Origin of the sequence: Novosphingobium sp., from assembly GCF_030696665.1 — a bacterium.
Classification (GTDB): Bacteria; Pseudomonadota; Alphaproteobacteria; order Sphingomonadales; family Sphingomonadaceae; genus Novosphingobium.
This window is the reverse complement of sequence record NZ_JAUYRV010000010.1, coordinates 52,858-78,061: the sequence shown is the minus strand read 5'-3', so window position 1 is coordinate 78,061 and position 25,204 is coordinate 52,858. Positions and strand designations below refer to the sequence as shown.

The 25,204-nt window shown below is 61.9% G+C and carries 24 protein-coding genes and 1 riboswitch; of the genes, 19 read left to right on the top strand and 5 right to left on the bottom strand.

Annotation, left to right across the window (positions count from 1 at the left end):
• Positions 1-161: 161 nt before the first annotated feature.
• Positions 162-1,310, bottom strand: coding sequence for a class I SAM-dependent methyltransferase (locus Q8R81_RS02090; RefSeq protein WP_371135287.1), 1,149 nt, complete (start codon positions 1,308-1,310; stop codon positions 162-164).
• Positions 1,214-2,113, bottom strand: coding sequence for a prolipoprotein diacylglyceryl transferase (lgt, locus tag Q8R81_RS02085; protein WP_371135286.1), 900 nt, complete (start codon positions 2,111-2,113; stop codon positions 1,214-1,216). The genes Q8R81_RS02090 and lgt overlap by 97 nt, the downstream gene beginning before the upstream one ends.
• A 156-nt stretch (positions 2,114-2,269) precedes the next feature.
• Here lgt and Q8R81_RS02080 point away from each other — a divergent pair, with 156 nt between their 5' ends.
• From Q8R81_RS02080 to Q8R81_RS02070, 3 genes are read left to right on the top strand one after another with little or no spacing between them, the layout of a single operon-like run.
• Positions 2,270-3,973, top strand: a complete 1,704-nt coding sequence (locus tag Q8R81_RS02080; RefSeq protein WP_305615701.1) for a class I adenylate-forming enzyme family protein — start codon at positions 2,270-2,272, stop codon at positions 3,971-3,973.
• 59 nt (positions 3,974-4,032) lie between these two features.
• Complete coding sequence (locus Q8R81_RS02075) at positions 4,033-6,777, top strand: [protein-PII] uridylyltransferase (protein ID WP_305615700.1); 2,745 nt, start codon at positions 4,033-4,035, stop codon at positions 6,775-6,777.
• 46 nt (positions 6,778-6,823) lie between these two features.
• The gene (locus tag Q8R81_RS02070; protein WP_305615698.1) at positions 6,824-7,384 is read left to right on the top strand and encodes a YqgE/AlgH family protein; all 561 of its coding nucleotides are present in this window, start codon (positions 6,824-6,826) and stop codon (positions 7,382-7,384) included.
• Between the two features lie 6 nt (positions 7,385-7,390).
• Here Q8R81_RS02070 and bfr read toward each other — a convergent pair whose 3' ends face one another.
• Positions 7,391-7,870: a bacterioferritin gene (bfr, locus tag Q8R81_RS02065; RefSeq protein WP_305615696.1), complete on the bottom strand. Its 480-nt coding sequence runs from the start codon at positions 7,868-7,870 to the stop codon at positions 7,391-7,393.
• A gap of 157 nt (positions 7,871-8,027) precedes the next feature.
• Entirely contained in the window at positions 8,028-8,204 is a 177-nt protein-coding gene (locus Q8R81_RS02060; protein ID WP_305615694.1) for a bacterioferritin-associated ferredoxin, read from the bottom strand.
• A 126-nt stretch (positions 8,205-8,330) separates the two neighbouring features.
• Positions 8,331-8,449: riboswitch (SAM-I-IV-variant riboswitch) on the top strand.
• A 49-nt stretch (positions 8,450-8,498) separates the two neighbouring features.
• Here Q8R81_RS02060 and metA point away from each other — a divergent pair.
• The 16 genes from metA (at position 8,499) to Q8R81_RS01980 (ending at position 24,410) form a co-directional block, all read left to right on the top strand.
• A complete protein-coding gene (gene metA, locus Q8R81_RS02055; protein WP_305615692.1) occupies positions 8,499-9,404 on the top strand; it encodes a homoserine O-succinyltransferase in 906 nt (301 codons plus the stop codon).
• A 146-nt stretch (positions 9,405-9,550) separates the two neighbouring features.
• Positions 9,551-9,754 (top strand): 50S ribosomal protein L35, encoded by a 204-nt coding sequence (gene rpmI / locus Q8R81_RS02050; protein WP_305615690.1) that lies wholly within the window; start codon positions 9,551-9,553, stop codon positions 9,752-9,754.
• A 13-nt stretch (positions 9,755-9,767) separates the two neighbouring features.
• On the top strand, positions 9,768-10,127 hold the full coding sequence (rplT, locus tag Q8R81_RS02045; RefSeq protein WP_305615687.1) for a 50S ribosomal protein L20: 360 nt from the start codon (positions 9,768-9,770) through the stop codon (positions 10,125-10,127).
• 148 nt (positions 10,128-10,275) lie between these two features.
• On the top strand, positions 10,276-11,160 hold the full coding sequence (locus Q8R81_RS02040; protein ID WP_305615685.1) for an AraC family transcriptional regulator: 885 nt from the start codon (positions 10,276-10,278) through the stop codon (positions 11,158-11,160).
• Positions 11,161-11,205: 45 nt separating this feature from the next.
• Positions 11,206-12,306, top strand: coding sequence for a phenylalanine--tRNA ligase subunit alpha (pheS, locus tag Q8R81_RS02035; RefSeq protein WP_305615683.1), 1,101 nt, complete (start codon positions 11,206-11,208; stop codon positions 12,304-12,306).
• Positions 12,303-14,693, top strand: coding sequence for a phenylalanine--tRNA ligase subunit beta (gene pheT, locus Q8R81_RS02030; protein ID WP_305615681.1), 2,391 nt, complete (start codon positions 12,303-12,305; stop codon positions 14,691-14,693). Before pheS ends, pheT begins: the two co-directional genes overlap by 4 nt.
• The gene (locus Q8R81_RS02025; RefSeq protein ID WP_305615679.1) at positions 14,690-15,574 is read left to right on the top strand and encodes an aldose 1-epimerase family protein; all 885 of its coding nucleotides are present in this window, start codon (positions 14,690-14,692) and stop codon (positions 15,572-15,574) included. Before pheT ends, Q8R81_RS02025 begins: the two co-directional genes overlap by 4 nt.
• A gap of 9 nt (positions 15,575-15,583) precedes the next feature.
• Positions 15,584-17,116: a peptide chain release factor 3 gene (locus Q8R81_RS02020; RefSeq protein ID WP_305615677.1), complete on the top strand. Its 1,533-nt coding sequence runs from the start codon at positions 15,584-15,586 to the stop codon at positions 17,114-17,116.
• Positions 17,117-17,175: 59 nt separating this feature from the next.
• Positions 17,176-18,048, top strand: coding sequence for an alpha/beta fold hydrolase (locus tag Q8R81_RS02015; RefSeq protein WP_305615675.1), 873 nt, complete (start codon positions 17,176-17,178; stop codon positions 18,046-18,048).
• Positions 18,048-18,605 carry a pyridoxamine 5'-phosphate oxidase family protein gene (locus tag Q8R81_RS02010; RefSeq protein ID WP_305615673.1) on the top strand — a complete coding sequence of 186 codons (558 nt, stop codon included), beginning with the start codon at positions 18,048-18,050 and terminating at the stop codon, positions 18,603-18,605. Before Q8R81_RS02015 ends, Q8R81_RS02010 begins: the two co-directional genes overlap by 1 nt.
• Positions 18,598-19,326: an endonuclease/exonuclease/phosphatase family protein gene (locus Q8R81_RS02005; RefSeq protein WP_305615670.1), complete on the top strand. Its 729-nt coding sequence runs from the start codon at positions 18,598-18,600 to the stop codon at positions 19,324-19,326. Before Q8R81_RS02010 ends, Q8R81_RS02005 begins: the two co-directional genes overlap by 8 nt.
• Before the next feature lie 196 nt (positions 19,327-19,522).
• Complete coding sequence (locus Q8R81_RS02000) at positions 19,523-19,861, top strand: P-II family nitrogen regulator (protein WP_054107869.1); 339 nt, start codon at positions 19,523-19,525, stop codon at positions 19,859-19,861.
• Between the two features lie 35 nt (positions 19,862-19,896).
• Positions 19,897-21,315, top strand: a complete 1,419-nt coding sequence (locus tag Q8R81_RS01995) for an ammonium transporter (RefSeq protein ID WP_305615665.1) — start codon at positions 19,897-19,899, stop codon at positions 21,313-21,315.
• A 183-nt stretch (positions 21,316-21,498) separates the two neighbouring features.
• Entirely contained in the window at positions 21,499-22,599 is a 1,101-nt protein-coding gene (hisC, locus tag Q8R81_RS01990; RefSeq protein ID WP_305615663.1) for a histidinol-phosphate transaminase, read from the top strand.
• On the top strand, positions 22,596-23,522 hold the full coding sequence (locus Q8R81_RS01985; RefSeq protein ID WP_305615661.1) for a prephenate/arogenate dehydrogenase family protein: 927 nt from the start codon (positions 22,596-22,598) through the stop codon (positions 23,520-23,522). The genes hisC and Q8R81_RS01985 overlap by 4 nt, the downstream gene beginning before the upstream one ends.
• 60 nt (positions 23,523-23,582) lie before the next feature.
• Positions 23,583-24,410, top strand: a complete 828-nt coding sequence (locus Q8R81_RS01980) for a hypothetical protein (RefSeq protein WP_305615659.1) — start codon at positions 23,583-23,585, stop codon at positions 24,408-24,410.
• Between the two features lie 104 nt (positions 24,411-24,514).
• Here Q8R81_RS01980 and Q8R81_RS01975 read toward each other — a convergent pair whose 3' ends face one another.
• Complete coding sequence (locus Q8R81_RS01975) at positions 24,515-25,117, bottom strand: DUF5677 domain-containing protein (RefSeq protein ID WP_305615657.1); 603 nt, start codon at positions 25,115-25,117, stop codon at positions 24,515-24,517.
• Positions 25,118-25,204: the final 87 nt, after the last annotated feature.

Below are 25,204 nucleotides of genomic sequence, written 5' to 3'. Positions count from 1 at the left end.
CCTTAACCGCACGGGAGCCGGACACGCGCAAAAACGCCATACCAGCCCCCACTTGGCGGGCCTGATAGACGCAAAGCCACGCCTTTGCCAACAGGCATTTTGGTATGGGGAATCACCCTTGTTTCCGGCGGATTTCGCAACGGCAAACCGCCATTGCGCGCTCAGTCCGTGCGTTCGAACCCCGCGCCGTCCGGCCAATCGGGCGCGGTGATTCCCATAACCTTGAACAGTGCGCCCATCTGGCCCTCGCCGGTCAGGCGGTCTCGTGCTGTGCGCACCGCTTCCGCATGCAGAGGCGCTGCGGCAGCCAAGGCATCTGCGCGGGCATCAATGCCGAGCGAGCGCAGCCAGTGGCCCTGCTCCTCGGTCCCCAGCCAGCGCACACCGCGCGACAGCGCAATGGGAGCAAGCGCTGAAAAATCGACATGGGCTGTAAGATCAGCCTCGCCGGGCGCGGAGAACACGTCGACCTTGCGATGCGCCCGAACGGCCTGCAACGAAGAGCCGAAACGCGGCTCGGCATGGCCATAGTCGATGAACAGGGCGGCCCCGCCCTGCGTGGCGAGCCTTCCGGCAACTTCATAGACAACCGCCGCCGATGCAGGCGATATTTCGAGAATCGTGCCTTCGGGCGCATCGCGACGACTTGTGGGGACCGCTACCTCCATCGGCGCCGTTCCGGCCACAGGCACAAGCCGCCCTTCGTCCAGCCCGACCATGCGTTCGCGCCATCCGGCCGCAGTGCGCACCAGTTGGCGCACCGGCAGTGCATCGAGAAATTCGTTGGCGACGATCAGGAGCGGGCCGTCGCTTGGCAGCGTTGAAAGATCGGCGTGCCAGAACGCCTGCGGGTGCATTTCCAGCTGCAGCGCTTTCAGCGACGTGCTGGTCTCCACAAAGTGTACGCGCGGATCAAGGCCGTAACGCCGGGCCGCGCCCAGCGCGTCACGCGCCAATGTCCCGCGGCCGGGGCCGAGTTCCACATAGTGCACCGGCTCGGTCCGTCCGGCGCGAATCCAGATGTCGGCCAGCCACAGGCCTATCAATTCGCCAAACATCTGGCTGATTTCCGGCGCGGTGATGAAATCACCGGCCGCGCCGAATGGATCGCGCCCACCGTAATAGTGCGCGTTGGATTCGGCCATGTAGTGCGAAACGCTGATCGGGCCGGTGTTGGTGATCAAACGCGTGAAGGTTTCCAGCAGCGGTGCTTTCACGCCGGGGCGGCTCCGCCCACTTCCAGCGGCTTGCGGATCAGCGCGCGCAAGAAGAAGAACAGGCCCACCGCCATCATCGGGATTGTCAGCCATTGGCCCATCGAAAACCCGGTGCGCATCGCAAAGTCCATCAACTGGGCATCAGGCTCACGATAGAATTCGACAGTGAAGCGGGCAAGGGCATAGCCGAACGTGAACAGCCCGACGAGCAGCCCGGTGCGCCACCGCGCCTTGGTCTTCCAGAACAGGAAGAGCAGCAGAATTGCCAGCACCAGCCCTTCGAGCGCCGCTTCGTAAAGCTGGCTGGGATGGCGCGCGATCGGTCCGCCGCCGGGAAAGATCATGGCCCAGGGCACGTTCGGGCCTGCTTCGCGGCCCCAAAGCTCGCCATTCATGAAGTTGGCAAGGCGGCCAAACAGCAGGCCGAACGGCACGCAGACGGAGATATAATCACACACCCGCACGAAGTTCAGACCGGCGCGCCAAGAAACCCACGCAATCGCAATCACCACGCCGATCAACCCGCCGTGGAAGCTCATCCCGCCTTCCCACAGCTTGATCAGGTTCTGCGGCGCGCTCAGCAATTCGGGCGCATAGAAAATCGCATAGCCCAGCCGTCCGCCAAGGATGATGCCAAGCGTGGCATAGAAAAACAGGTCATCGGCGTGGCGCTGCGCCATCGGCGATCCGGGCTGGCGGATCATCTTTGACAGCAGCCAGTAGCCCAGCACGATCCCGCCGAGATACGCCAGCGAATACCACTTGAGCGCGAAGAAGCCGAGGTCGAGCGCAATCGGCGAGACGCCCAGATCCTCCCAGCGAATCGGTGCAGAAACGCCTGCCGAGGCGGCGGACGTTACGGCAAGCGCGGTTACCGTTGACACTAGTGACAGCAAGCTGTGAACTCCCTACAAACTTTGGATCGGACCCGTTTCCATGCTGCCGGATGCGCCCTTTGGGCTAGCGTATTGGCACAGGGGAAAGGCCGCACGCAAACCCGAAAAGGCCCCCATCAAGATGGGCCTGCGGGTGAGGAGCAATGAAAGGGTATCATGAAGACCGAACTGGATCTTGCTATGGACCGCGCTTTTGGCGCGATGACTGCAGAAGGCGGCATGTTCCATACGGTTCCCATACGGCGGTTCGATCAGGACTTGCCGATGATTGCTGCCGCACCGCCGCACCTGCCTGCCTACTTCGCCTATTTCTGCGCCACGCAGGGCGAAAAGACGTTCATCGTCGATGGCGATGTCCGGCTGAGCTTCGCCGACGTCTACAAGGCGGCGCGCCATGTTGCTGGCGGTCTGGTCGAAGGCTTGGGCCTGCAGAAGGGGGAGCGGGTCGGGGTTGCCGCGCGCAATTCCGCGAACTGGGTGATCGCCTATATGGCGGTGCTGATGGCTGGCGGCTGCGCCACCTTGCTCAATGGGTGGTGGCAGGGTGAGGAGTTGGCGCAGGGCATCGACCTTGTCGATTGCCGCTTCCTGATCGCCGATGCTTCACGCGCGGCGCGCCTTGCAGGCCATCCACACGGCGCAACCGTGCTGCCGATGGCGCACGATTGTCATTACACCCAAGGGCTGTCTGCGCTGCTGGCCAATGGCGGCGGCATGGAAACAACGCTGCCGACGTTGACCGGTGATGATCTGGCCACCGTACTGTTCACCTCTGGCTCTACCGGCGTGGCCAAGGGGGCCTATTCCGATCATCGCGGGGTAGTGCAGGGCACGATGAACTACGTCGCGCAGACCGCCGCGATGCTTGCAATCCTGACTGCCCGGGGCGAAGCGCCCGCACCCGATTCCCAACCGACCACGCTGGTCAACGTGCCGCTGTTCCATGTGACGGGCGAAGTGCCGGTGTTCCTTCAGTCTTTCGCCATAGGGCGCAAGCTGGTGCTTATGCCCAAATGGGACGCGGTCGAAGCCATGCGTCTGATCGAACGCGAAAAGGTGTCCTATTTCGTCGGCGTGCCGTTGATGAGCTTCGAAATCGCCACGCACCCTGATCGCGACAAGTATGACCTGTCCACTTGCGTTTCCTTTGCCGCAGGCGGCGCGCCGCGTCCGGTTGAGCATGTTGACCGCATCCGCAAGGCACTGCCCCATGCTTTCCCGCTGCTGGGATATGGCCTGACGGAAACCAACGGGGTGGGCTGCGGCAATCTCAACGAGAATTACCTTGCCAAGCCCGGCAGCACCGGCACCGCCTCGCGCCCGCTGGTGGATCTTGCGATCCTCGATGATGCCGGGAATGCACTGTCACAGGGCGAAGTGGGTGAAGTCTCGATCCGTTCCATCGCCAACTTCCTTGGCTACTGGAACAACGAGAAGGCCACGCGCGAGGCGATCACATCTGACGGTTACTTCCGCACTGGTGATCTTGGCTACCTCGACCCTGAGGGTTACCTGTTCATCGTCGACCGCAAGAAGGACATCATCATTCGTGGCGGCGAGAATATCAGTTGCATCGAGGTGGAGAGCGCGATCTATGCTCATCCCTGCATCGCAGAGGCGAGCGTCTTTGGCCTGCCGGACGAGAAGCTGGGTGAGGTTCCCGCCGCCGTCTACCTCGCCAAAGAGGATTGTTCGGCCACCGACGAGGAACTGCGCGAATTTCTGAAGGCGCATATCGCCCCGTTCAAGATTCCGGTGCGTTTCTGGGAAGTTCACGAGGCGCTCCCCCGGCTCGGCACCGAAAAGGTGGACAAACGGTCCTTGCGCGAAAGCTATACCAAGGAATGGCTCGCACCCTAGTTTACTGCCCCATAGCCATTGTTATTGGACGGTAACGCCTCAAGCGATAAAGGGGAGGCATGATGCTTCCCCGGATCGCCAATCAGCGCGCTATCATTGATCGTCGCGCGCTTGCCGACGCGGTCGCCGATGCCTTTGCCGAACAGGGCGAAAAGGCACGGCCGGCCGTCGTCGAACTGCTGCGCAATGCGCTGGAATCCGGGCGTGCCGAGATTGCGCGACGGCTTGAGGCGAAGCCCTCGGCCGGCACCGAATGCGCGCAGGCGCAGGCGTTCCTTGTCGATCAGCTGGTGCGGATCATCTACGATCACGTTGTCGCCCGCGTCTATCGCGCCAGCAACCGCTCTATGGGTGAACGCATCGCCGTCGTCGCAGTCGGCGGCTATGGGCGCGGCGAGATGGCGCCGCATTCAGACGTCGACATCGCCTTCATCACCCCGATCAAGCCCACCTCGTGGTGCGAGCAGGTGATCGAGGCGATGCTCTATTTCCTCTGGGATCTTGGCCTCAAGGTCGGGCAGTCCAGCCGCTCGCTTGATGAAGTGGTGCGCATGGCCAAGAGCGACCTGACCATCCGCACGGCGATGCTCGAAGGCCGCTATGTCTGGGGCGACCGCGAACTTTACGATTCAGCCTCGGCGCGGTTCTGGGCCGAAGTGGTCAACGGGTCGGAAAAGCAGTTCGTCACCGAAAAGCTGGAGGAGCGCAACCAGCGTCACAAACGTCTGGGTGATAGCCGCTATGTCGTTGAACCCAATGTGAAAGAGGGCAAGGGTGGCTTACGCGATCTGCACACGCTCTACTGGATCGGCAAGTACATCCACAAAGTCCGCGATGCCTCGGAACTGGTCGATGTCGGCCTGCTGACTGCTGAGGAATACCGGGCCTTCCGCCGCGCCGAGAACTTTTTCTGGGCAGTGCGCTGCCACCTCCACACCCTCACCAACCGCGCCGAAGACCGGCTGACCTTCGATATGCAGCGCGAAGTTGCCATGCGCATGAACTTTGCCGACCGCCCCGGCAAAAGTGCGGTCGAACGGTTCATGCAGTACTTCTTCCTGCAGGCAAAGCAGGTCGGCTCGCTCACGGGCGTGTTCCTTGCCCAGCTTGATGGCCAGTTCGCCAAGGAAAAACGCGGTTTCTTTGCCTCTTTGCGCGGACGGCGGCGCAAGAAGGTTGGCCCGTTCGTCATTGAGGCGGGCAAGCTGTCGGTGCTTTCGGACGATACCTTCCGCGAAGATCCCGCGCGGCTGATCGAACTGTTCGTCTGTGCAGCGGCAGAGCAGGTGGAAATCCACCCCGAAGCCATGCGCATCGCGCGCCGCGACGCGGGGCTGATCGACGCAGCGCTGCGCAAGGATCCGCGCGCCAACGCCATGTTCATGGAGGTTCTTACCAGCCGCAACGATCCCGAAACGGTCCTGCGCTGGATGAACGAGGCAGGCGTATTCGGCCGCTTCATCCCCGATTTCGGTCGCGTTATCGCGCAGATGCAGTTCGACATGTACCACCACTACACGGTGGACGAACACACCATCCGCGCCATCGGCCTTCTCGCCAAGATCGAAAAGGGCGAGGCCAAAGCGGATCATCCGCTGGCCAGCGAAGTGGTCAGCAAAGTCGCCTCGCGCCGGGTGCTCTATCTTGCCACGTTGCTCCACGACATCGCCAAGGGCCGCCAAGGCGACCATTCGGTGCTTGGCGCCGAAGTGGCGATGAAGCTGTGCCCGCGCCTTGGCCTTTCGGCGGCGGAGACCGAACTCGTCGCCTGGCTGGTGCGCTGGCACCTGCTGATGAGCGCTACGGCGTTCAAACGCGATCTGGCTGACTACAAGACCATCGCTGATTTCGTGCAGACGGTGCAGAGTCAGGAACGTTTGCGCCTGCTGCTGATCCTTACCGTGGTCGATATCCGCGCGGTCGGCCCCGGCGTGTGGAATTCATGGAAGCGCCAGTTGCTGGGTGACCTGTTCGTCTCGGCTGAGGAAATGCTCCGTCTGGGCCACAAGCAGCACGGCCGCGCCGAACGCATTGCCGCCAAGAAGAAGGCCGTCGGCGCGATCCTCAAGGAGCGCGACGCCCTCATCGGCACCGTGGGCAAACAGCTTGGCGATGCGTACTGGATCGCTGAGCCGGAAGACATCATCGCGCTCAATCTCCAGCAGATGGACACCGCGCTGGGAGAGCCACTCTCGGTCGAAACGCACTGGTATCCGGCGCGCGGGGCCACGCTGGTCACCGTGCTGGCAGCCGATCACCCCGGCCTGTTCTATCGCATCGCAGGCGGCATCCACCTTGCAGGCGGCAACATCATCGATGCGCGCATCCACACCGCGCGCAACGGCACTGCGGTCGACAATTTCCTTGTTCAAGACCCGCTGGGCCGTCCGCTCAATGAGGCGACGCAGATCGCGAGGCTGAAGAATGCCATTGCCGATGCGTTGGCCAATCGGGTCAAGCTGTTGCCGCAACTGGCGGCTCGCCCGCTGGCTCGCCCGCGCGCCGATGCATTTGACGTGCGTCCGATCGTGATATTCGACAACAAGGCCTCGAACCGCTTCACCGTGATCGAGATTGGCGCACGTGATCGACCCGCGCTGCTCAACCGGCTTGCCCGTGCGCTGTTTGAAGCCCGACTTGTCGTCCACTCGGCGCACATCGCCACCTATGGTGAACGCGCGGTCGATACGTTCTACGTGACAGACGTTCTTGGTGAAAAGATCGAGGATGAAGCGCGCATGAAAACGGTCGAGAAGCGGCTTCTCGAAGCAGCAGAGGATCGCAAGATCAAGGTCGCGGCGTGAGCCGGCTGCACTGGCAAATGGCCGTGTCCGACCCTATCTCTGCGCAATGAGTGAAGCGGAATATCTTGCCGGCCGCCTGTTGCTGGCCATGCCGGGCATGGGCGATTCCCGGTTCGACCATGCGGTAATCGCCATGTGCGTGCATGATGAACACGGCGCACTGGGTATCGGCATCGGCGAAGTGCGCGAAGGGCTGACTCTGCATGGATTGTTGGAAGACATCGGCATTGATCCCGGCGTCGCACCCGATGTTCCGGTCCTCAATGGCGGCCCGGTTGAAACGGCGCGCGGCTTTGTGCTTCACAGCGCCGATTGGGGTGGAGAGGGCAGCGTCACGGTAAACCCGCTGTGCAGCCTTTCGGCCTCGCTCGACATTCTGCGCGCGATTGCCGAAGGTCGCGGGCCGAGCAAATTCCTCGTCGCGTTGGGCTATGCCGGGTGGGGGGCAGGGCAGCTTGAGGGCGAAATGCGCCATCATGGCTGGTACGCCGCCAAAGGCCATCCCGAAATCCTGTTCAGCACACCCACAGGCCGCCGCTGGACCCAGACCTGGAAGCGCGAAGGGATCGACCCTTCGCACCTCGTCGGTCAAACCGGCAGCGCCTGAAGAAAATCAGGCCTCGGCAGCCTCGCTGTTGAGCTGGATGTAGTTGGCGATACCCATGCGTTCGATCATGTCGAACTGCTTTTCGATCACGTCGACATGCTCTTCCTCGCTTTCGAGGATCTTGGCGAACAGGTCGCGGCTGACGAAATCGCGCACTTCCTCGCAGTGGGCGATGGCATCGCGCAGCAGCGGCAGCGCGTCCATTTCCAGCGCTAGGTCGGCCTTGAGGATTTCCTCCACCGATTCGCCCACGCGCAACCGGCCCAGCGCCTGAAAATTGGGCAGGCCATCAAGGAACAGGATGCGGTCGGCCAAAAGGTCGGCGTGCTTCATCTCATCGATTGATTCGTGGCGTTCGTATTCGGCCAGCTTCTTCACGCCCCAATTGGCCAGCAGGCGATAGTGCAGCCAGTACTGGTTGATCGCGGTCAACTCGTTAAGCAGCGCCTTGTTGAGAAACTCGATGACCTTTGCATCGCCCTTCATTGCAGGATCCTTCGAACTTGAATGACTTTGAGAATGCGGCGATTCTAGGCGCACTCAAGCCATGAACCAAGCGCGAACGACTCGCATGGCAACCAAGGTTTGGTTGTGATTCAAACTGTAATGCGAATGTTTTGCACTGCGAACGCGCAGCACGCGCTCACGCAATAGCGCAGGCGCGTTCCTCGGCAATCACATCTTCGGCATCGTCGAGGCACTGGCGGCACTGCGGGCGGAAGCCCATGCGACCATAGATGTCTTCCGCACCACCGGCATGGCAGCGCGCCGTGTTGCGGATGTCTTTTTCGCGGATGGCATTGCAGATGCAGATGTACATACGGCGATCCTTAGACGGCTATAGCCTGCCAATGATTCGCATTAATAATGAGACTGGATCGCAATAGCAAGCATCTTTGTGCTTGTGCCAAGCTGTTGCAAACCGGTTGGCATCCCACTACATATCGCCCCACATCAAGAGTTGGGGTGACGCTCCAACGCCAACCTGCCGATCCGGGCAAGGTGGTGCCAGATCAGCGCAAGCTGGTAGGGGATGTGGCCGATCCGGCAACCAAACGGACACGGACACTTCACAGGCGTCTCCTTCATCAGATTGAAGAAAGACGCAAAGACAGTGCCGATCAGGATTGCCGATAATCTCCCCGCCCGCCGCACACTCGAAGCCGAAGGCGTCATCGTGATGAGTGAGACCGAGGCTGCGCGTCAGGACATCCGTCCAATGCGCATTGCCTTGCTCAATCTGATGCCGGACAAGATCACCACCGAAACGCAGATCACCCGGCTGCTGGGCGCCACGCCGCTGCAGGTGGAACTGGAACTGCTGCGCATCTCCGATCACGTCAGCAAGAATACCTCGGCTGGCCATATCTCGGCGTTCTACCGCCCGTGGGAAGACATGCGCGCAGAGAAGTTCGATGGGTTGATCGTAACCGGCGCGCCGGTCGAGACGATCCCGTTCGAAGAGGTGAGCTATTGGGACGAGCTGCGCCGCATCTTTGACTGGTCGCAGACCAACGTCCACCGCACGCTCTCGGTGTGCTGGGGCGCGATGGCCGCGTTGCACCACTATCACGGTGTAGAAAAGCATGGCCTGCCCACCAAGGCCTCGGGCGTGTTCCGCCACCGCAACCATGCCCCGGCCAGCCCGTGGATGCGCGGGCTGCCCGATGTGTTCGACGTGCCTGTCTCGCGCTGGAGCGAAGTGCGCCGCGAAGACCTGCCCGAAGGCCACGGCCTCACCGTGCTGGCCGACAGTGCTGAAACCGGCCTGTGCCTGATCGACGATCCGGCCACGCGCACGCTGCATATGTTCAACCATCTGGAATACGATACGTTGACGCTGGCGGGCGAGTTTGCGCGGGATGAAGGCAATTATCTCCCGCGCCACTATTTCCCGGGCGACGATCCGCAAGCGCAGCCCGCCAACACCTGGCGCGGCCACGGCCACCTGCTCTATGGCAACTGGGTCAACGAAGTTTACCAGACCACGTCGTTTGATTTGGCCGACATTGGAAGGTGAGGCTGATTGGGGGAAATTGAAGCGCAACTTGCATTTGTGAAGCGCTTCCCCTAACGGCCCGTCCTTCAACCGACACGGATTCGATGATCGGCCTGGCCACAAGGGCTGCCAAGGCAGATCGGACGCGTCGAAATCAGGAGACCAAAATGCCCAAGATGAAGACGAAGAGCGGCGTGAAAAAGCGCTTCAAGCTCACCGCCACCGGCAAGGTGAAGCACGGTGTGGCTGGCAAGCGCCACCGCCTGATGAGCCATAACGCCAAGTACATCCGCCAGAACCGCGGCACTGACGTGATCTCCGATGCAGATGCAAAGGTGATCAAGAAGTGGGCGCCCTACGGGCTGAGCTGAGGAGCACTGAGTTATGAGCCGTATCAAACGTGGTGTTACCACACGTGCTAAGCACAAGCGGGTTTTGGATCAGGCGAAGGGCTATCGCGGCCGTCGCAAGAACACCATCCGCGTCGCCCGTCAGGCCGTCGAAAAGGCCGGCCAGTATGCCTATCGCGACCGCAAGGTTAAGAAGCGCAGCTTCCGCGCCCTGTGGATTCAGCGCATCAACGCTGCTGTCCGCGCCGAAGGCCTGACTTATTCGCAGTTCATCCACGGCACCAAGCTGGCCGGGATCGAACTGGACCGGAAGACGATGGCAGACCTCGCCATGAACGAGGGCGCGATCTTCACGACCGTGATCGCACAAGCCAAGGCTGCGCTTCCGGCCTGAGCCATTGGCTCGAACCGGTTGCAAGTCTTGCACCTGAAAAAGGGGCGGGTTTCTACGGAAATCCGCCCCTTTTTCGTTGCGACTCATGCAAGTGCGATGCACAACGTTTTTGACAGGTATAAAAACCACAGATCGGGGCGCACACATTTTGACTGGGGACTGCACAGTCCGGGTACGATTCCATCGGCCACCCGCGCCGCTCGCTCCCTATTTCACCACATTTTACATCACGGAAGTCGTCGTTGCTGATGCAGACCGCGTCACCGACCACCTCCATCCGGAATGGGCCAACCTGCGCATCTTTTCCGGCGATTGTCCTGATTCTGAACTTCCGGGACAGGCTCCACTCACCGGCAGCGCGGCAAATTTCACCGGGCCAACCAGCACCGCGCTGAAATTCACTGTCGGAACCATGCGCACATGGGGCGTGGGCTTTCTCCCGCTCGGTTGGGCACGGTTTGTTGGCCAACCTGCCAACGCCCATGCCGACCGCATCTATGCCGTGGCTGAGCAGCCGTTCCTGCGCCAGTTTGCTCCGCTGGTGGCAGGTCTGTTTGGCGACACCCCCGACGAAACCGCCGAACTGGCACGGATTACGCGATACTTCCTGCAAACGCTGAGTGAATCTGGCGAGGCGGATGATCCGCGAATCCTCGCCTGTCACGGCGCACTGCTTGATCCCGAGATTTCGACCGTCGCCGAAATGGCAGAGGCCACGCGCCTGCCAGCGTACACACTCGAACGCCTGTGCCGCCGCCACTTCGGTTTTGCGCCCCGTCTGCTGCTGCGCCGCCAGCGCTTCATGCGCAGTCTGGTGCAGTACATGCTTGATCCCTCGCTGCACTGGATCGGGGCAATCGATAGCCACTATCACGATCAGGCCCAGTTCGTGCGAGACTTCCATCGCTTCATGGGCATGAGTCCCAGCGAGTACGCCGCCAGCCCCAAGCCGATCCTGCATGAAGTGATGCGCGCCCGGCAGGAGTTCATCGGCAGCGCGGTTCAGGCGCTTCACACCCCCACGTCTCGATAACTCCACACTTTGATTCTGGCGCATTTGCGGCTAGCGGCTTCGCGCATGGAAAAGCTCGATCAACAGCAGGCCGAAACGCTGGACGCCATTGCCGCCGCGACCACGCCCGATACCGTGGAGGCGATCCGCGTCTCCGCCCTCGGCAAGCAGGGATGGGTCAGCGCCCTGCTCAAATCGCTGGGCGCCATGACCCCCGACCAACGCCAGAGCGAAGGCCCGAAAATCCACGCCGCGCGCGAGGCTGTCACCGCCGCGCTGGCGACACGCAAGACCGCGCTGGAAAGCGCCGTCCTCGAAGCGCGCCTTGCGGCCGAGACGGTGGACCTGTCGCTTCCCGCGCCCGAAACTCCTCGCGGCTCGGTCCACCCCGTATCGCAGGTCATGGACGAACTGGCCGAAATCTTCGCCGACATGGGCTTTGCCGTCGCCAGCGGTCCTGAGATCGAGGACGACTGGCACAATTTCACTGCGCTCAATATGCCCGAAACGCATCCGGCGCGCGCGATGCACGATACCTTCTACTTCCCGGACAAGGATGCAGAAGGCCGCTCGATGCTGCTGCGCACGCACACCTCGCCGGTGCAGATCCGTTCGATGCTGAAGGAAGGCGCACCGTTGCGCATCATCGCGCCGGGCCGCGTCTATCGTTCGGATTCGGACGCCACGCACACGCCGATGTTCCACCAGATCGAAGGCCTCGTGATCGACAAGGGCATCCACCTTGGTCATCTGAAGTGGACGCTGGAAACCTTCCTCAAGGCCTTCTTCGAGCGCGACGACATCACCCTGCGTCTGCGCCCCAGCTATTTCCCGTTCACCGAACCTTCGGTCGAAGTCGATGTCGGCTACACCCTCGTGGGCGGCAAGCGCGTGGTCGGCGGCAGCGGCGATGCGGCTGACGGTGGCTGGATGGAAGTGCTCGGCTCCGGCATGATCAACCGCAAGGTCATCGAATTCGGCGGGCTTGATCCCGATGAATGGCAGGGCTTCGCTTTCGGCACCGGCGTCGATCGCCTCGCCATGCTGAAATACGGCATGGACGATCTGCGCGCCTTCTTCGATGGCGATGCACGGTGGCTCGGCCACTACGGCTTCGGCGCGCTGGACGTGCCGACCCTTTCTGGCGGCGTGGGAGTACGTTCGTGAAGTTCTCGCTCTCATGGTTGCAGTCGGTCCTCGATACCAAGGCCGACGCGCGCCTCATCGCTGAAAAGCTGACCTCGCTCGGCTTGGAAATCGAAGGCGTCGAGGACGCTTCGGCGGCCCTGACCAAGTTCCGCATCGCCCGTGTCTTGAGGGCAGAGAAGCACCCGCAGGCCGACAAGCTGCAGGTGCTGTCGGTCGATCTGGGTGACGGCACCCCGCTGCAGGTCGTCTGCGGTGCGCCCAACGCCCGCGCTGGCCTCATCGGCGTGCTCGGCCTGCCCGGTGCGCTGGTCCCTTCGAACGGCATGGAACTGCGCAAGTCGGCCATTCGCGGTGTCGAATCCAACGGCATGATGTGTTCCACGCGCGAGCTTTGTCTGGGCGAGGATCACGACGGCATCATCGAACTGCCTGAAGACGCGCCCGTTGGCACCAGCTTTGCCGACTATATTGGTTCCGACCCGGTGTTCGACGTGGCCATTACGCCCAACCGGCCCGACTGCATGGGCGTCTACGGCATCGCCCGCGATCTTGCGGCGGCGGGCCTTGGCGTGCTCAAGCCTATCCCCACGGCTGCGGTCACCGGCAGCTTCCCTTGCCCGGTCGAAGTCCGCACCGACGATCCCGAAGGCTGCCCCGCTTTCTATGGTCGCGTCATTCGCGGCGTGAAGAATGGCCCCAGCCCGAAGTGGCTGCAAGACTACCTGAAGAGCGCAGGCCAGCGCCCGATCTCGGCACTGGTGGACATCACCAACTACGTGATGCTCGGCTATGGCCGTCCGGCCCACGCCTATGACCTTGCCAAGCTCACCGGCCCCGTAGTCGCCCGCAAGGCGCGCGAAGGCGAGAGTTGCCTTGCGCTCAATGGCAAGGAATACGCGCTCCAGCCCTTCATGACCGTGATTGCCGATGATGGCGGCGTCCACGACATTGCCGGCATCATGGGCGGCGAGCATTCGGGCTGCACCGACGCGACCACCGACGTCCTGCTCGAAGTTGCCTACTTCACGCCTGCCGCCATCGCCCGCACCGGGCAATCGCTAGCGCTCGCATCCGATGCGCGCGGACGGTTCGAACGTGGCGTCGATCCGGCGTTCCTCGATACCGGCATGGACCTGCTCACCAGCCTGATCCTCGAGATCTGCGGCGGCGAGGCCAGCGAAGTGGTCCGCGCAGGCGAGCCTCCATTGGCGCGCAAGGCCGTGGCCTATGACCCGGAACTGGCGGGCAACCTCGGCGGCATCGATGTGGGCAATGGTGAGCAGAAGCGCATTCTGACTGCGCTTGGCTTCGACGTCAGCGATGAATGGACCGTCACCGTCCCGACCTGGCGGCCCGATGTCGACGGCGCACCAGACCTCGTCGAGGAAGTGATCCGCGTCCACGGCCTTGATGCCGTACCGTCCACCTCGCTGCCGCGCGCAGACGGCGTGGCCAACCCGACTGCGACGCCAGCACAGATGCTCGAACGCCGCGTCCGCCGCGCCGCCGCCGCGCGCGGGCTGCACGAAGCCGTCACGTGGTCCTTCCTGCCCGAAGCGCAGGCCGCACACTTCGCCGATGGCGAAACGCTTTGGAGCCTTGCCAACCCGATCAGCGAAGACCTCAAGGTCATGCGCCCCTCGTTGCTCCCCGGGCTGCTCTCGGCCGCCCAGCGCAACCTGCATCGCGGCGCCACCTCGGTCCGCGTATTCGAGATCGGTCGTCGCTATCTACGCGGCACAAATGGCGCGAGCGACGAGAAACTGAGCCTCGCCGTCGTGCTGGCCGGTGATAGCACACCGCGTGGCTGGGCCACGGGCAAGGCCAAACCCTTCGACGCATTCGACGCCAAGGCCGAAGCGCTGGCGCTGTTGGCCGAAGCCGGTGCCCCGGTCGAAAACCTGCAAGTCATGGGAGAGGCTGGCGCACAATTCCACCCCGGCCAGTCCGCCACGCTGCGCCTCGGCCCCAAGCAGGTGCTGGCCCGCTTCGGCATGCTCCACCCGACCACCGCCAAGGCCTTCGATCTCGATGGCCCCGTCGCTGTGGTAGAGCTGTTCCTCGACCGCATTCCCGCAAAGAAGGGCGCAGGCCAGTTCGCCCGCCCGCACTTCGCGCCGCCCGCTTTGCAGGCTGTCACGCGCGACTTTGCGTTCCTTGTCGATGCGGCGCTTCCGGCGGGCGACTTGCTGCGCGCGGTAAAGGGCGCGGACAAGCAGGCGATCACCGCCGCGCGGCTGTTCGACGATTTCCGGGGGCAGGGCGTGCCAGAGGGACAGAAGAGCCTCGCCATCGAAGTGACGCTTCAGCCCACCGAAAAGTCATTCGACGAAGCAGCGCTCAAGGCAATTGCGGACAAGGTTGTTGCGGCAGCGGCCAAGCAAGGTGCAGTGCTGCGGGGATGAGCGAAGAACTGGTCACGATCACGAATGGCGAACTGACCGCGCGGATCAATCCGCTCGGTGCCGAGCTGTGGTCGCTGACCGATTCGTCGGGCGCGGAATACATGACCGATGCCGACCCGGCGTTCTGGGGAGGCCACGCGCCGCTGCTGTTCCCCATCGTCGGTTCGCTCAGCGGCGATGTGCTGCGCCTTGACGGCCGCGAATACCCGCTGCCGCGCCACGGCTTTGCCCGCCGCAGCGCGTTTTCGCCGGTTCATGTCGAAGGCAACGAGGCCCGCTTCCGCCTCACCGATTCGCCCGATACGCGCGCCGTTTACCCCTTCGGCTTCGTGCTGGAAGTTTCCTTCCGCATCGAAGGGATGACGCTGCACATCGAAACCAGCGTGTTCAATCCCAGCGCCGATCCTCTCCCCTTCAGCTTCGGCTATCACCCCGCCTTCGCCTGGCCGCTCCCCGGCAGAGCCGACAAGGCTGCACACAAACTGGTGTTCGAAGCTGACGAGCCGCAGGACGTCCGCCGCGTGTCGCGAGAAACCGGCCTGCTACTCGCCCAAGGTGAACCGACGCCCATCAATGCGCGCGAACTGCCCTTGAACGAAGACCTGTTCCGCGCCGATGCGCTGATCTGGGACCACCTGAACAGCCGCAGCCTGCGCTATGGTGCAACTGACAGCACCAAGCTCGACATCGCCTTCCCAGACACGCCCGCGCTCGGCGTCTGGCAAGTCCCCGGCGCACGCTACATCTGTATCGAGCCGTGGCAGGGCCATGCCGATCCCGAAGACTTCACCGGTGACTTCCCCGAAAAGCCCGGCATCGTCCTGCTGGCCCCGCGCGAAACCCGCAGCTTCCGCATGGACGTGAGCGTTCAGCCGCGCTAACCGCGCGCAATGTCCAATCGCCGCACCTTCGCCATCATCTCGCATCCTGACGCCGGTAAAACGACGCTCACCGAAAAGCTGCTGCTGCAGGGTGGCGCCATCCACCTTGCGGGCGAGGTAAAGGCGCGTGGGGCCGCGCGGCGTGCGCGGTCTGACTGGATGAAGATTGAGCAGCAGCGCGGCATCTCGGTCACGTCCTCGGTGATGACCTTCCAGAAGGACGGCATCGTCTTCAACCTGCTCGATACGCCGGGTCACGAGGACTTTTCCGAAGACACCTACCGCACGCTCACCGCCGTCGATTCGGCGATCATGGTGATCGACGCGGCCAAGGGTATCGAGCCGCAGACGCGCAAGCTGTTCGAGGTCTGCCGCTTGCGCTCGGTGCCGATCATCACTTTCGTGAACAAGGTGGACCGCGAAGGCCGCTCGGTGTTCGAAACACTGGACGAAGTGGCCGATGCGCTGGCGCTTGATGTGGTGCCAATGTCCTGGCCCATCGGCATGGGCGGCATTTTTCAGGGCGTGATGAGCTTTGCCGATGAAACCATCGCCCGCCCCGAAGGCGATAGCCGCGAGTTTCTGGGCAAGGTGGAGTCTGCCCCCTATGCCTCCGGCGAGATTCCGGCCGACATTGCCGAAGAGATCGAACTGGCCCGCGCCGGCTATCCCGAATTCGACATCGAAGCCTATCGTAATGGCGACCTGACGCCGGTCTATTTCGGCTCGGCGCTCAAGAACTTCGGCGTGGTCGACCTGATCGACGCGATTGCAAAGTTCGCTCCGCCGCCGCGCCCGCAATCGTCGAGCGTCGGCACGGTAGACCCCGAGCGCGCCGACGTGACCGGCTTCATCTTCAAGGTGCAGGCCAATATGGACCCGCAGCACCGCGACCGAATCGCCTTCATGCGCATGGTTTCGGGCACGTTCCGGCGGGGCATGAAGCTGACGCCTTCGGGTAGCGGGAAGCCCATCGCGGTCCATTCGCCGATCCTGTTCTTCGCGCAGGACCGTGAAATTGCCGATACCGCCGAGGCGGGCGACATCATCGGCATTCCCAACCACGGCACCTTGCGCGTCGGCGATACGCTGTCGGAAAAGAACGACCTGCGCTTTACCGGCCTGCCCAACTTCGCCCCGGAAATCCTGCGCCGCGTGGTGCTGAAAGACCCGACCAAGACCAAGCAGTTGCGCAAGGCGCTGGATGATCTGTCCGAAGAGGGCGTGATTCAGGTGTTCTACCCGGAGATCGGTTCACAATGGATCGTTGGCGTGGTGGGGCAACTCCAGTTGGACGTGCTCGTCTCGCGGCTTGAGGCGGAATACAAGGTCGAAGCTGGGCTGGAACCCTCGCCATTCGATACCGCGCGCTGGGTGAAGGGTAGTGATACTGCGTTGAAATCTTTCACTGATTTCAACGTGTCTAACCTCGCCAAGGACCGTGACGGCGACCCGGTATTCATGGCTCGGTCGGCGTGGGATGTTGGGTATCAGCAAGAGCGCAATCCAGAGCTGGTGTTCTCCGCCACCAAGGAACGTTAGGACGCCTTAGTCCATTCGAGGGGTTGAATCCGGGCGGCATCGAGCGCAGTTAGCCTGCCATGCAGTTACTCGGCCCAACTTCGAACACGTTCATCTCGCAGCGCCTGCGCCTCCACTATGTGGATTGGGGTAATGCTGACAAGCCACCGCTTCTGCTTGTTCACGGTGGGCGCGATCATTGCCGTTCGTGGGACTGGACGGCAGAGGCGCTGCGCGAGGATTGGCACATCATCGCGATGGACCACCGGGGCCACGGTGACAGCCAGTGGACCGATGACGGCAACTATCGCACGATGGACCTTGTCTATGATGTGGCGCAGCTGATTCACCAGCTAGACCTCGCCCCGGTCACAATTGTTTCGCATTCGTGGGGGGCCAATACCAGCCTGCGTTATGCCGGGTTGTTTCCTGAAAACGTGCGCAAACTCGTCGCCATCGAAGGCCTGTTTCCCACGCCAGAGCGCGAGGCCCTGCTGAAGGACGTGCCGTTTGCGCGGCGTGTGCGCGAATTCATCGGTGAAAAGCGCAAGGCAGCAGGCCGTCTGCCACGCCGCTATCCCACGCTGGAAGACGCCTATGCGCGCATGAAGGGTGAAAACCCCTACCTGACCGACGTTCAGGCCCGCCATCTGACGCTGCACGGCATCAACCGGAACGAGGACGGCACGTTCAGCTGGAAGTTCGATCCGCACCTCAATGTCGATGGCGCACCCTATGACATCAGCATCGACCAGCGCAACGAACTGTGGAAAGCCATTACCTGCCCCACCTTGCTGCTCAACGGTGCGGATTCATGGGCGGGCAACCCGGAACGCAACGGCATGGCGGAGCATTTCCGCAATGCCAAGGTGGTTGAGTTCGAGAACGCCGGGCACTGGCTCCACCATGACCAGTTCGACAAATTCATCAAGACGCTCAAGGACTTCCTCTGATGTCCGAATTTGCTGACCGAATCCTGCCTGAACATCAGGAAATGATCAGTCGGCAAGCGGTGTTCTTCGTGGCCACCGCCGCAGCCGCGGGGCGCATCAACCTCTCGCCCAAGGGCTATGACAGCTTTCGTGTGCTGGGGCCAAATCGGGTCGCCTATCTCGATCTGGGCGGGTCCGGGAACGAAACCCACGCCCATCTCCTTGCCGATGGTCGCATCACCGTGATGATGACCAATTTTCAGCAGCCGGCCTTGATCCTGCGGCTCTATGGTCATGGCAAGCCAGTCCTGCCTGCTGATCCTGAATGGGAAGAACTGGCCGCGCATTTCGTGCTGCTCCCCGGTACGCGCCAGATCTTCGACATCGCAGTCGATAGTGTGCAGACAAGTTGCGGCTGGGGTGTTCCAATCATGAACATGGAGCAGGAGCGCAAGACACTCGTCAAATATCACGCGCAAGCCGATCCGGCAGCCTGGAAAACCAAAGTTGCCGGGCGCGTCCGCAGTATCGACGGGTTGCCGGTGCGACCGACCGACCGTTACATTACAGGTGCCTGAAGCACGCACCAAGCTGAAGGTCGCCAGCTACAACATCCACAAGGGTGTCGGGCTGGACCGAAAGCGCGATCCCGAGCGGATTCTTACGGTGCTGCGCGAGATCGACGCGGATGTGATCGCGTTGCAGGAAGCTGACCGCCGCTTTGGCCTGCGTGAAGCCGTGATTCCGCGCGCCACACTGGATGATCACAGCCCTTGGATGGTGGTAGAGCCGGGGCATTACGATAGCGCACGCACCGCATCCAGCATGGGCTGGCATGGCAATGCCTTGCTCGTGCGGCGTGGGATCGAAGTGGTTGAGGCCTGCGCTGTGCCGCTGCCGACCATAGAACCGCGCGGTGCGGTGTGCGCCACGCTGCGGGTGGGCGGAGCATTGCTGCGTGTGGTCGGCATGCACCTTGATCTGTCCGGCCTGCGTCGCCGTCAGCAGGTTTCGGCGGTCTGCAATCACATCGCCGCGCATGAGAACTCCGGTCATGCCGTGATGATGGGTGACCTCAATGAATGGTCGATCACTGGCGGCGCGCTGTCTGCTTTCGCACCGCCCTTGCGCGTGCTTGCCCCGGGCCGCAGTTTCCCCGCGCGCCGTCCGCTGGCGCAGCTTGACCGTATCGTGGTGAGCGAAGACCTCGCAGTAGAGGCCAGCGGTGTTCACCACAGTCCGCTGGCAGCGGTGGGATCGGATCATCTGCCGGTGTGGGCCACACTGATCCTGCCCTGATTTGTGGCACGTAGGCCTGCCTAAAAAACAGGCAAATCGCATAACATGCACAAGAATCGGGCGGCTTTAACCGTTGGCTGGGGAGTTCTGTTCCCGTAAACGGCCCAATCCGTAACTTTTCTGATTTGGCACGCCCTTTGCTTAACACTCTACGCCGGCAGGTCGCCCGGCGTGTGGGCAAAAGAAGGGGGCATGAATGAAATTCATCATCGCCATCATCAAGCCGTTCAAGCTCGACGAAGTGCGTGAAGCGCTCTCGGCCTTGGGCGTCGCTGGGATGACGGTGTCGGAGGTGAAGGGCTTTGGTCGGCAGAAGGGCCAGACCGAAATCTACCGTGGCGCCGAATACTCGACGAACATGCTGCCGAAGGTGAAAATCGAGATCGCCGCAAGCGATGATCTCGCGCCGCAGATCGTGGAAACGATCCAGCAGGCCGCCAGCACCGAAGCAATTGGCGACGGCAAGGTTTTCGTGCTCGATCTCGCATCGGCCACGCGTATCCGCACCGGCGAAACCGGGGATACCGCGCTGTGAGCGCGCCTTCCATTTCCGACCTTAGGGGAACCAACATGATCCGTAAGATGATCGGTGGCTTGGTGGGAACGGGCGCTTCGCTCTTCGCCGCTACGGCTGCTTTTGCACAGGATGGGCCGATCAAGGCACCATCGGTTGAACAGATGGCCGGCATGGTCAACAAGGGCGACACGACCTGGATGCTGATTTCGTCGGCACTCGTCCTGATGATGAGCGTTCCGGCACTCGCACTTTTTTACGGCGGCCTCGTTCGCACCAAGAACATGCTCTCGGTGCTTATGCAGGTGTTCATGGTCGTTTCGGTCGCAGCGCTCGTATGGGTCAGCTGGGGCTATTCGATGGCCTTCACCAGCGGCGGTCCGTTCGTCGGCGGCTTCTCGAAGATGTTCCTGATGGGCGTTGATGCAACGACCTATGCGGCAACCTTCTCGAACAACGTCTACATTCCTGAATACGCGTTCGTCATCTTCCAGATGACCTTTGCCTGCATCACCCCGGCGCTGATCGTCGGTGCCTTTGCAGAGCGCGTGAAGTTCTCGGCGCTGATGGTCTTTACCGTCCTGTGGCTGACCGCGATCTACTTCCCGATGGCGCACATGGTCTGGTACTGGGCTGGCCCAGACTTCCTGCCTGATGCTCCGACCGATGCTGGTTTCCTGTGGGCAATGGGCGCGCTCGACTTCGCTGGTGGCACCGTGGTGCACATCAACGCCGGTATCGCAGGCCTCGTTGGCTGCATCATGATCGGCAAGCGCGTTGGCTTCGGCAAGGAAGCTACTCCGCCGCACTCGCTGACCATGACCATGATCGGTGCTTCGCTTCTGTGGGTGGGCTGGTTCGGCTTCAACGCTGGCTCCAACCTCGAAGCCAATGGCGTCACCGCAGTTGCCTTCATCAACACTTTCGTCGCCACCGCTGCCGCAGCCGTCTCCTGGGCGATTGTCGAGCAGATCCACCACGGCAAGCCTTCGATGCTGGGCGCTGCAACGGGTGCCGTCGCTGGCCTCGTGGCGATCACCCCGGCTTCGGGTCTCGGCGCTCCGATGACCTCGATTGTCCTCGGCCTCGTCGTCTCGCCCATCTGCTACCTCTTCGTCAGCACGGTGAAGAACAAGCTCAAGTATGACGATACGCTCGACGTATTCGGCGTGCACGGCGTGGGCGGCATCGTTGGCGCCATCGCCACCGGCATCGTCGCGGCTCCTTCGCTTGGTGGCCAGGGCGTGTTTGACTACACCGTGTTCCCGGCAGGCTTCGACGCTGACAGCTACAGCATCGGCACCCAGGTGATGACGCAGATCAAGGCAGTGCTCTTCACCGTCCTGTTCTCGGGCATTGGCTCAGCGATCCTCTTCTTCATCGTCGACAAGACCATCGGTCTGCGTCCGTCGGAAGAATCAGAGCGCGAAGGCCTCGACATCTCCGAACACGGCGAGCGCGCCTACAACTATTAAGTTTACCCGAATTGGCGGAGTGGGGGAAACAGATCCTCTCCCTCTCATTCCCTGCCCCGCCAAACCATGTTCCTCCTGCGAACAGACTAAGGCCGGAAGCGCTAGCCCGCTTCCGGCCCTTTTTTCGTCCTTGCCCCGGGGTTCGCTTGCCGGAAACTCCGGCAATCTCTAAGGCGCGGCCTCATGGAAAACGCGCCTAAGCCCAAAGAATGGATCCTCGGCATTCACGCCTATGTCCCCGGCAAGTCGACCGGCAAGGACGGGCAAGTGCTGACCAAGCTCTCCGCCAACGAGAACCCGCTCGGCACCAGCGCCGCCGCGCTTGAGGCACAGACCCACGCAGGCGATCCGGCGCGCTACCCTGATCCTGACAGCACGGCGCTGCGCACCGCCATCGCGCAAGTCCACGGCCTCGATCCCGCGCGCGTGGTCATGGGCACCGGCTCGGACGAACTGCTCAACCTTGCCGCGCAGGCCTATGCCGGGCCGGGCGACGAGGTTGTCTATGTCCGCTACGGCTTCTCGGTCTACGACATCGCCGCCCGCCGCTGCGGCGCCACCCCGGTGGTCGCGCCCGATCACGACTATGGCACCGATGTCGACGCGCTGCTCGCCTGCGTGACTGAACGCACCCGCGTCGTTTTCCTCGCCAACCCCAACAACCCCACCGGCAGCTGGCTCCCCCGCGCCGAAATCGCGCGCCTCCACGCTGCGCTGCGCCCCGACATTCTGCTGGTGCTGGATGGCGCCTATGCCGAATACGTCGCGCCGGAAAACGACGACGGCGCGCTCGAACTCGCCACCACCGCGCAAAACGTGCTGGCCACGCGCACCTTCTCAAAGATCTACGGTCTTGCCGGAGAGCGCCTTGGCTGGGGCACCGGCCACCCTGCGATCATCGACATGCTCAACCGCATCCGTGGCCCGTTCAACGTCTCGCTGACCGGCCAAGCCGCTGGCCTCGCCGCCGTGCAGGATCAGGCCTTCGTCGAAAGCTCGCGCCGCCACAACGCGCAGGAACGCGCCCGCTTCGTTGAAAAGCTCGAAGCGCTGGGCAACCACGGCGTCCGCCCGCTGCCCAGTCAGGCCAACTTCGTGCTGATCCTGTTCGAAGGCGCGCTCACCGCCGAACAGGTCTACAATGGCCTGATGGACCACGGCTACATCACCCGCTGGCTGCCGGGGCAGGGCCTGCCGCAAGCGCTGCGCATCACCATCGGCACGGCAGAGCAGATGGACGAGATCGCCACCGCCATCCGCCAGATGTGCGAGGCGTCGAAGTGAGCGACGCGCCCTTCAAACAGGTCACCATCGTCGGCCTCGGCCTGCTCGGCGGGTCGATTGGCCACGCGGTGCAGGCCTTCCTGCCCGATACCACCGTCGTCGGCTATGACGCAGACCCCGAAGTCCGCACTGCCGCGCGCGCGCTGAACCTCGCCCACCGCATCGCCGACACCGCGCAGGACGCCGCCACCGGCTCAGACCTCGTGATCTTTTGCGTCCCCGTTGGTGCAATGGCCGCCGCCGCCCGCGCCATCGCGCCGGGTCTGTCGAAAGACGCGCTGGTCAGCGACGTCGGCTCCTCCAAGGCCACCGTCGCCGCTGCCTTGGCCGAAGCGCTGCCCGGCCACCACATTATCCCCGCGCATCCCGTGGCGGGCACAGAGCGCAGCGGCCCGGACGCCGGGTTCGCCACGCTGTTCCGCAACCGCTGGTGCATCGTCACCCCGCCCGCCGATGCCGACCCGGCACTGGTCCAGCGCCTCGTGGCCTTCTGGGAAGCGCTGGGCGCGCGGATCGATACGATGGACGCCGACCACCATGACAAGGTGCTCGCCGTCACCAGCCACCTGCCGCACCTGATCGCCTATACCATCGTCGGCACCGCGTCGGACCTTGAACAGGTCACGCAAAGCGAGGTCATCAAGTATTCCGCCGGTGGCTTCCGCGATTTCACCCGCATCGCCGCATCAGACCCCACGATGTGGCGCGACGTGTTCCTGACCAACCGCGACGCCGTCCTCGAAATGCTCCAGCGCTTCACCGAGGATCTGACCGAACTGCAAAAAGCCATCCGCAAGGGCGACGGCGAAACCCTCTTCGACCACTTCACCCACACCCGCGCGATCCGGCGAGGGATCATCGAGATGGGACAGGACGACGCGCGGCCGGACTTTGGGCGGAGCGATCATCAGGGGCAGGGGTGAGGGGGCGGCATTGGTGGAAGTACCATTTCCTGTGCATCATTTGGGTGCCCGGAGCGTCACATGAAGCAAAAACCGAACTACAAACTGTTGCGAAGGGCGCGGTTGAAAAAATTAGGCCGTGAGCAATCTTCAGCTACGAATTTGGCGCGTGGTTTCAATATATTTCTCACGACGGTTATCTCAGTGGCCACACTTGCGGTTGCGGTAGCATCTTATCTAATTGCTGAGAAGCAAACAGAAGTATCTATTGCTTTGGCTAAGTTGGAAATTGCGAAAAATCAATCCAAGTTTAGCGTTGTTTCTTCAGGTAGAAGCTCTGCCTTTCGGCAAAGTGGGCGACTAATTGAGCCGCAAATCTCAAATGCCATTGCAGTTATTCCCGAGGTGGGTGTTCGGGAGATTATTGCTGTAAATGGTCAAGCGAGCATATTCTTCTCTACAGCGGGTGCCCAACGCCCATGTGTTGTCGCAATCCGTGGCTTGTTTATGCAAAGTACGCGGGACAAAATCCACATCGTTGAAGCTTCGGCACAAGACCTACAGAAACTTATTGATGCTGCCGCGAACGCAGGTCTCAGGGCAGAGGGCTTCTATACCGACGTGCTCGTATCGTTCACGAATCTTTATGGCGACGCTGAGTTTGCAAATTTGGGTGAGGACGGCTCCGCTTTGGAAATGTCCAGCTTTGGAAACAGCGACATTACGATTTACGCTGGAGCTTGGTCAGGCGGGAAAGGCTTTTACTTGGATTATCCTATATCTGATTCGGCCTGCCCGATCATCGGGACAAAGGTGCGCCAACTGGTTGAGCGGACAAAAGGACATGCAGGTGACGGTGGAGTTGAGAAGCTCCCGCCGACGCTCAGGCGCGAACTATTGTCTCACTGAGCCGATGCAAAATGTTGGGTGATGACGGGGTCTTGACCAATAGCGTCTAGGAGCGAAGCTCAGCTTGTGTGTGTGTTCGCATGGCGTACCGATCCGGCGGCTGATTAATGAAGTCTTCGCATTTCTCGCACGACACACTGCAATAGTTCGATCATGAAATGCAGGCAGCCAAGCACCATTGTTGCTTCGTACTCGTTGAATTCCCCGTTGCCCCGGCCGTGCTCTTCCACACGGAAGAACGAGACTGTTCCGGTATGTACGAACGAGCTGAGGTATCGGTAGAACCTGCGAAACATACCCCGGTCCAGGTTGAGGCGGTCCAACACATCATCCTGCACGAAAGGGGATTTTGCGCCCTTACGGAGGTCTTTCTGGCGCTGTGGCGACAGCCCATGAAAAAGCCCGATTGTATCTAGGTGCTTAGCAAGATTTTCCTGCGCATTTGTAAATTCGGACGGCTCTGGCTCCCCTTCAACCTCCTGCGTTAGACGATAGCGCGCTCGGTTATCCGCAATGGTTAAGGCCGTGATGCGGAAATCCCAAAGTTCTGTAGTCTCTGTCTCAACGCACAGCCAGTGGAACAGCAGATAGCTTTCGGCAAAAACGCGGACCAAGGCGGCGATGGAGCTGATGTCCCATAAATCTTCCGACCCAGCAGAGGCGACACGCGGCACAATCTTATCTAAGGTCATGGCATTCAGGGTCATTTTCGCGGCTAGAACGGATGACCAATACTGCCGCCCATTCTTGCTGGGGCTACCGCCTATCGTGGCGGACATTCTGACTAGCTCGCT

Bases quoted from the DNA above. Each gene is read 5' to 3' on its own strand.
- rpmI (WP_305615690.1), top strand. From the start codon at position 9,551: ATGCCCAAGATGAAGACGAAGAGCGGCGTGAAAAAGCGCTTCAAGCTC.
- Q8R81_RS02075 (WP_305615700.1), top strand. From the start codon at position 4,033: ATGATGCTTCCCCGGATCGCCAATCAGCGCGCTATCATTGATCGTCGC.
- Q8R81_RS02060 (WP_305615694.1), bottom strand. From the start codon at position 8,204: ATGTACATCTGCATCTGCAATGCCATCCGCGAAAAAGACATCCGCAAC.
- Q8R81_RS02020 (WP_305615677.1), top strand. From the start codon at position 15,584: ATGTCCAATCGCCGCACCTTCGCCATCATCTCGCATCCTGACGCCGGT.
- Q8R81_RS01980 (WP_305615659.1), top strand. From the start codon at position 23,583: ATGAAGCAAAAACCGAACTACAAACTGTTGCGAAGGGCGCGGTTGAAA.
- pheS (WP_305615683.1), top strand. From the start codon at position 11,206: ATGGAAAAGCTCGATCAACAGCAGGCCGAAACGCTGGACGCCATTGCC.
- rplT (WP_305615687.1), top strand. From the start codon at position 9,768: ATGAGCCGTATCAAACGTGGTGTTACCACACGTGCTAAGCACAAGCGG.
- hisC (WP_305615663.1), top strand. From the start codon at position 21,499: ATGGAAAACGCGCCTAAGCCCAAAGAATGGATCCTCGGCATTCACGCC.
- Q8R81_RS02010 (WP_305615673.1), top strand. From the start codon at position 18,048: ATGTCCGAATTTGCTGACCGAATCCTGCCTGAACATCAGGAAATGATC.
- Q8R81_RS02015 (WP_305615675.1), top strand. From the start codon at position 17,176: ATGCAGTTACTCGGCCCAACTTCGAACACGTTCATCTCGCAGCGCCTG.
- Q8R81_RS01975 (WP_305615657.1), bottom strand. From the start codon at position 25,117: ATGACCCTGAATGCCATGACCTTAGATAAGATTGTGCCGCGTGTCGCC.
- Q8R81_RS02000 (WP_054107869.1), top strand. From the start codon at position 19,523: ATGAAATTCATCATCGCCATCATCAAGCCGTTCAAGCTCGACGAAGTG.
- Q8R81_RS01995 (WP_305615665.1), top strand. From the start codon at position 19,897: ATGATCCGTAAGATGATCGGTGGCTTGGTGGGAACGGGCGCTTCGCTC.
- Q8R81_RS02080 (WP_305615701.1), top strand. From the start codon at position 2,270: ATGAAGACCGAACTGGATCTTGCTATGGACCGCGCTTTTGGCGCGATG.
- Q8R81_RS02025 (WP_305615679.1), top strand. From the start codon at position 14,690: ATGAGCGAAGAACTGGTCACGATCACGAATGGCGAACTGACCGCGCGG.
- Q8R81_RS02090 (WP_371135287.1), bottom strand. From the start codon at position 1,310: ATGGCTGACAATCCCGATGATGGCGGTGGGCCTGTTCTTCTTCTTGCG.
- Q8R81_RS02070 (WP_305615698.1), top strand. From the start codon at position 6,824: ATGAGTGAAGCGGAATATCTTGCCGGCCGCCTGTTGCTGGCCATGCCG.
- bfr (WP_305615696.1), bottom strand. From the start codon at position 7,870: ATGAAGGGCGATGCAAAGGTCATCGAGTTTCTCAACAAGGCGCTGCTT.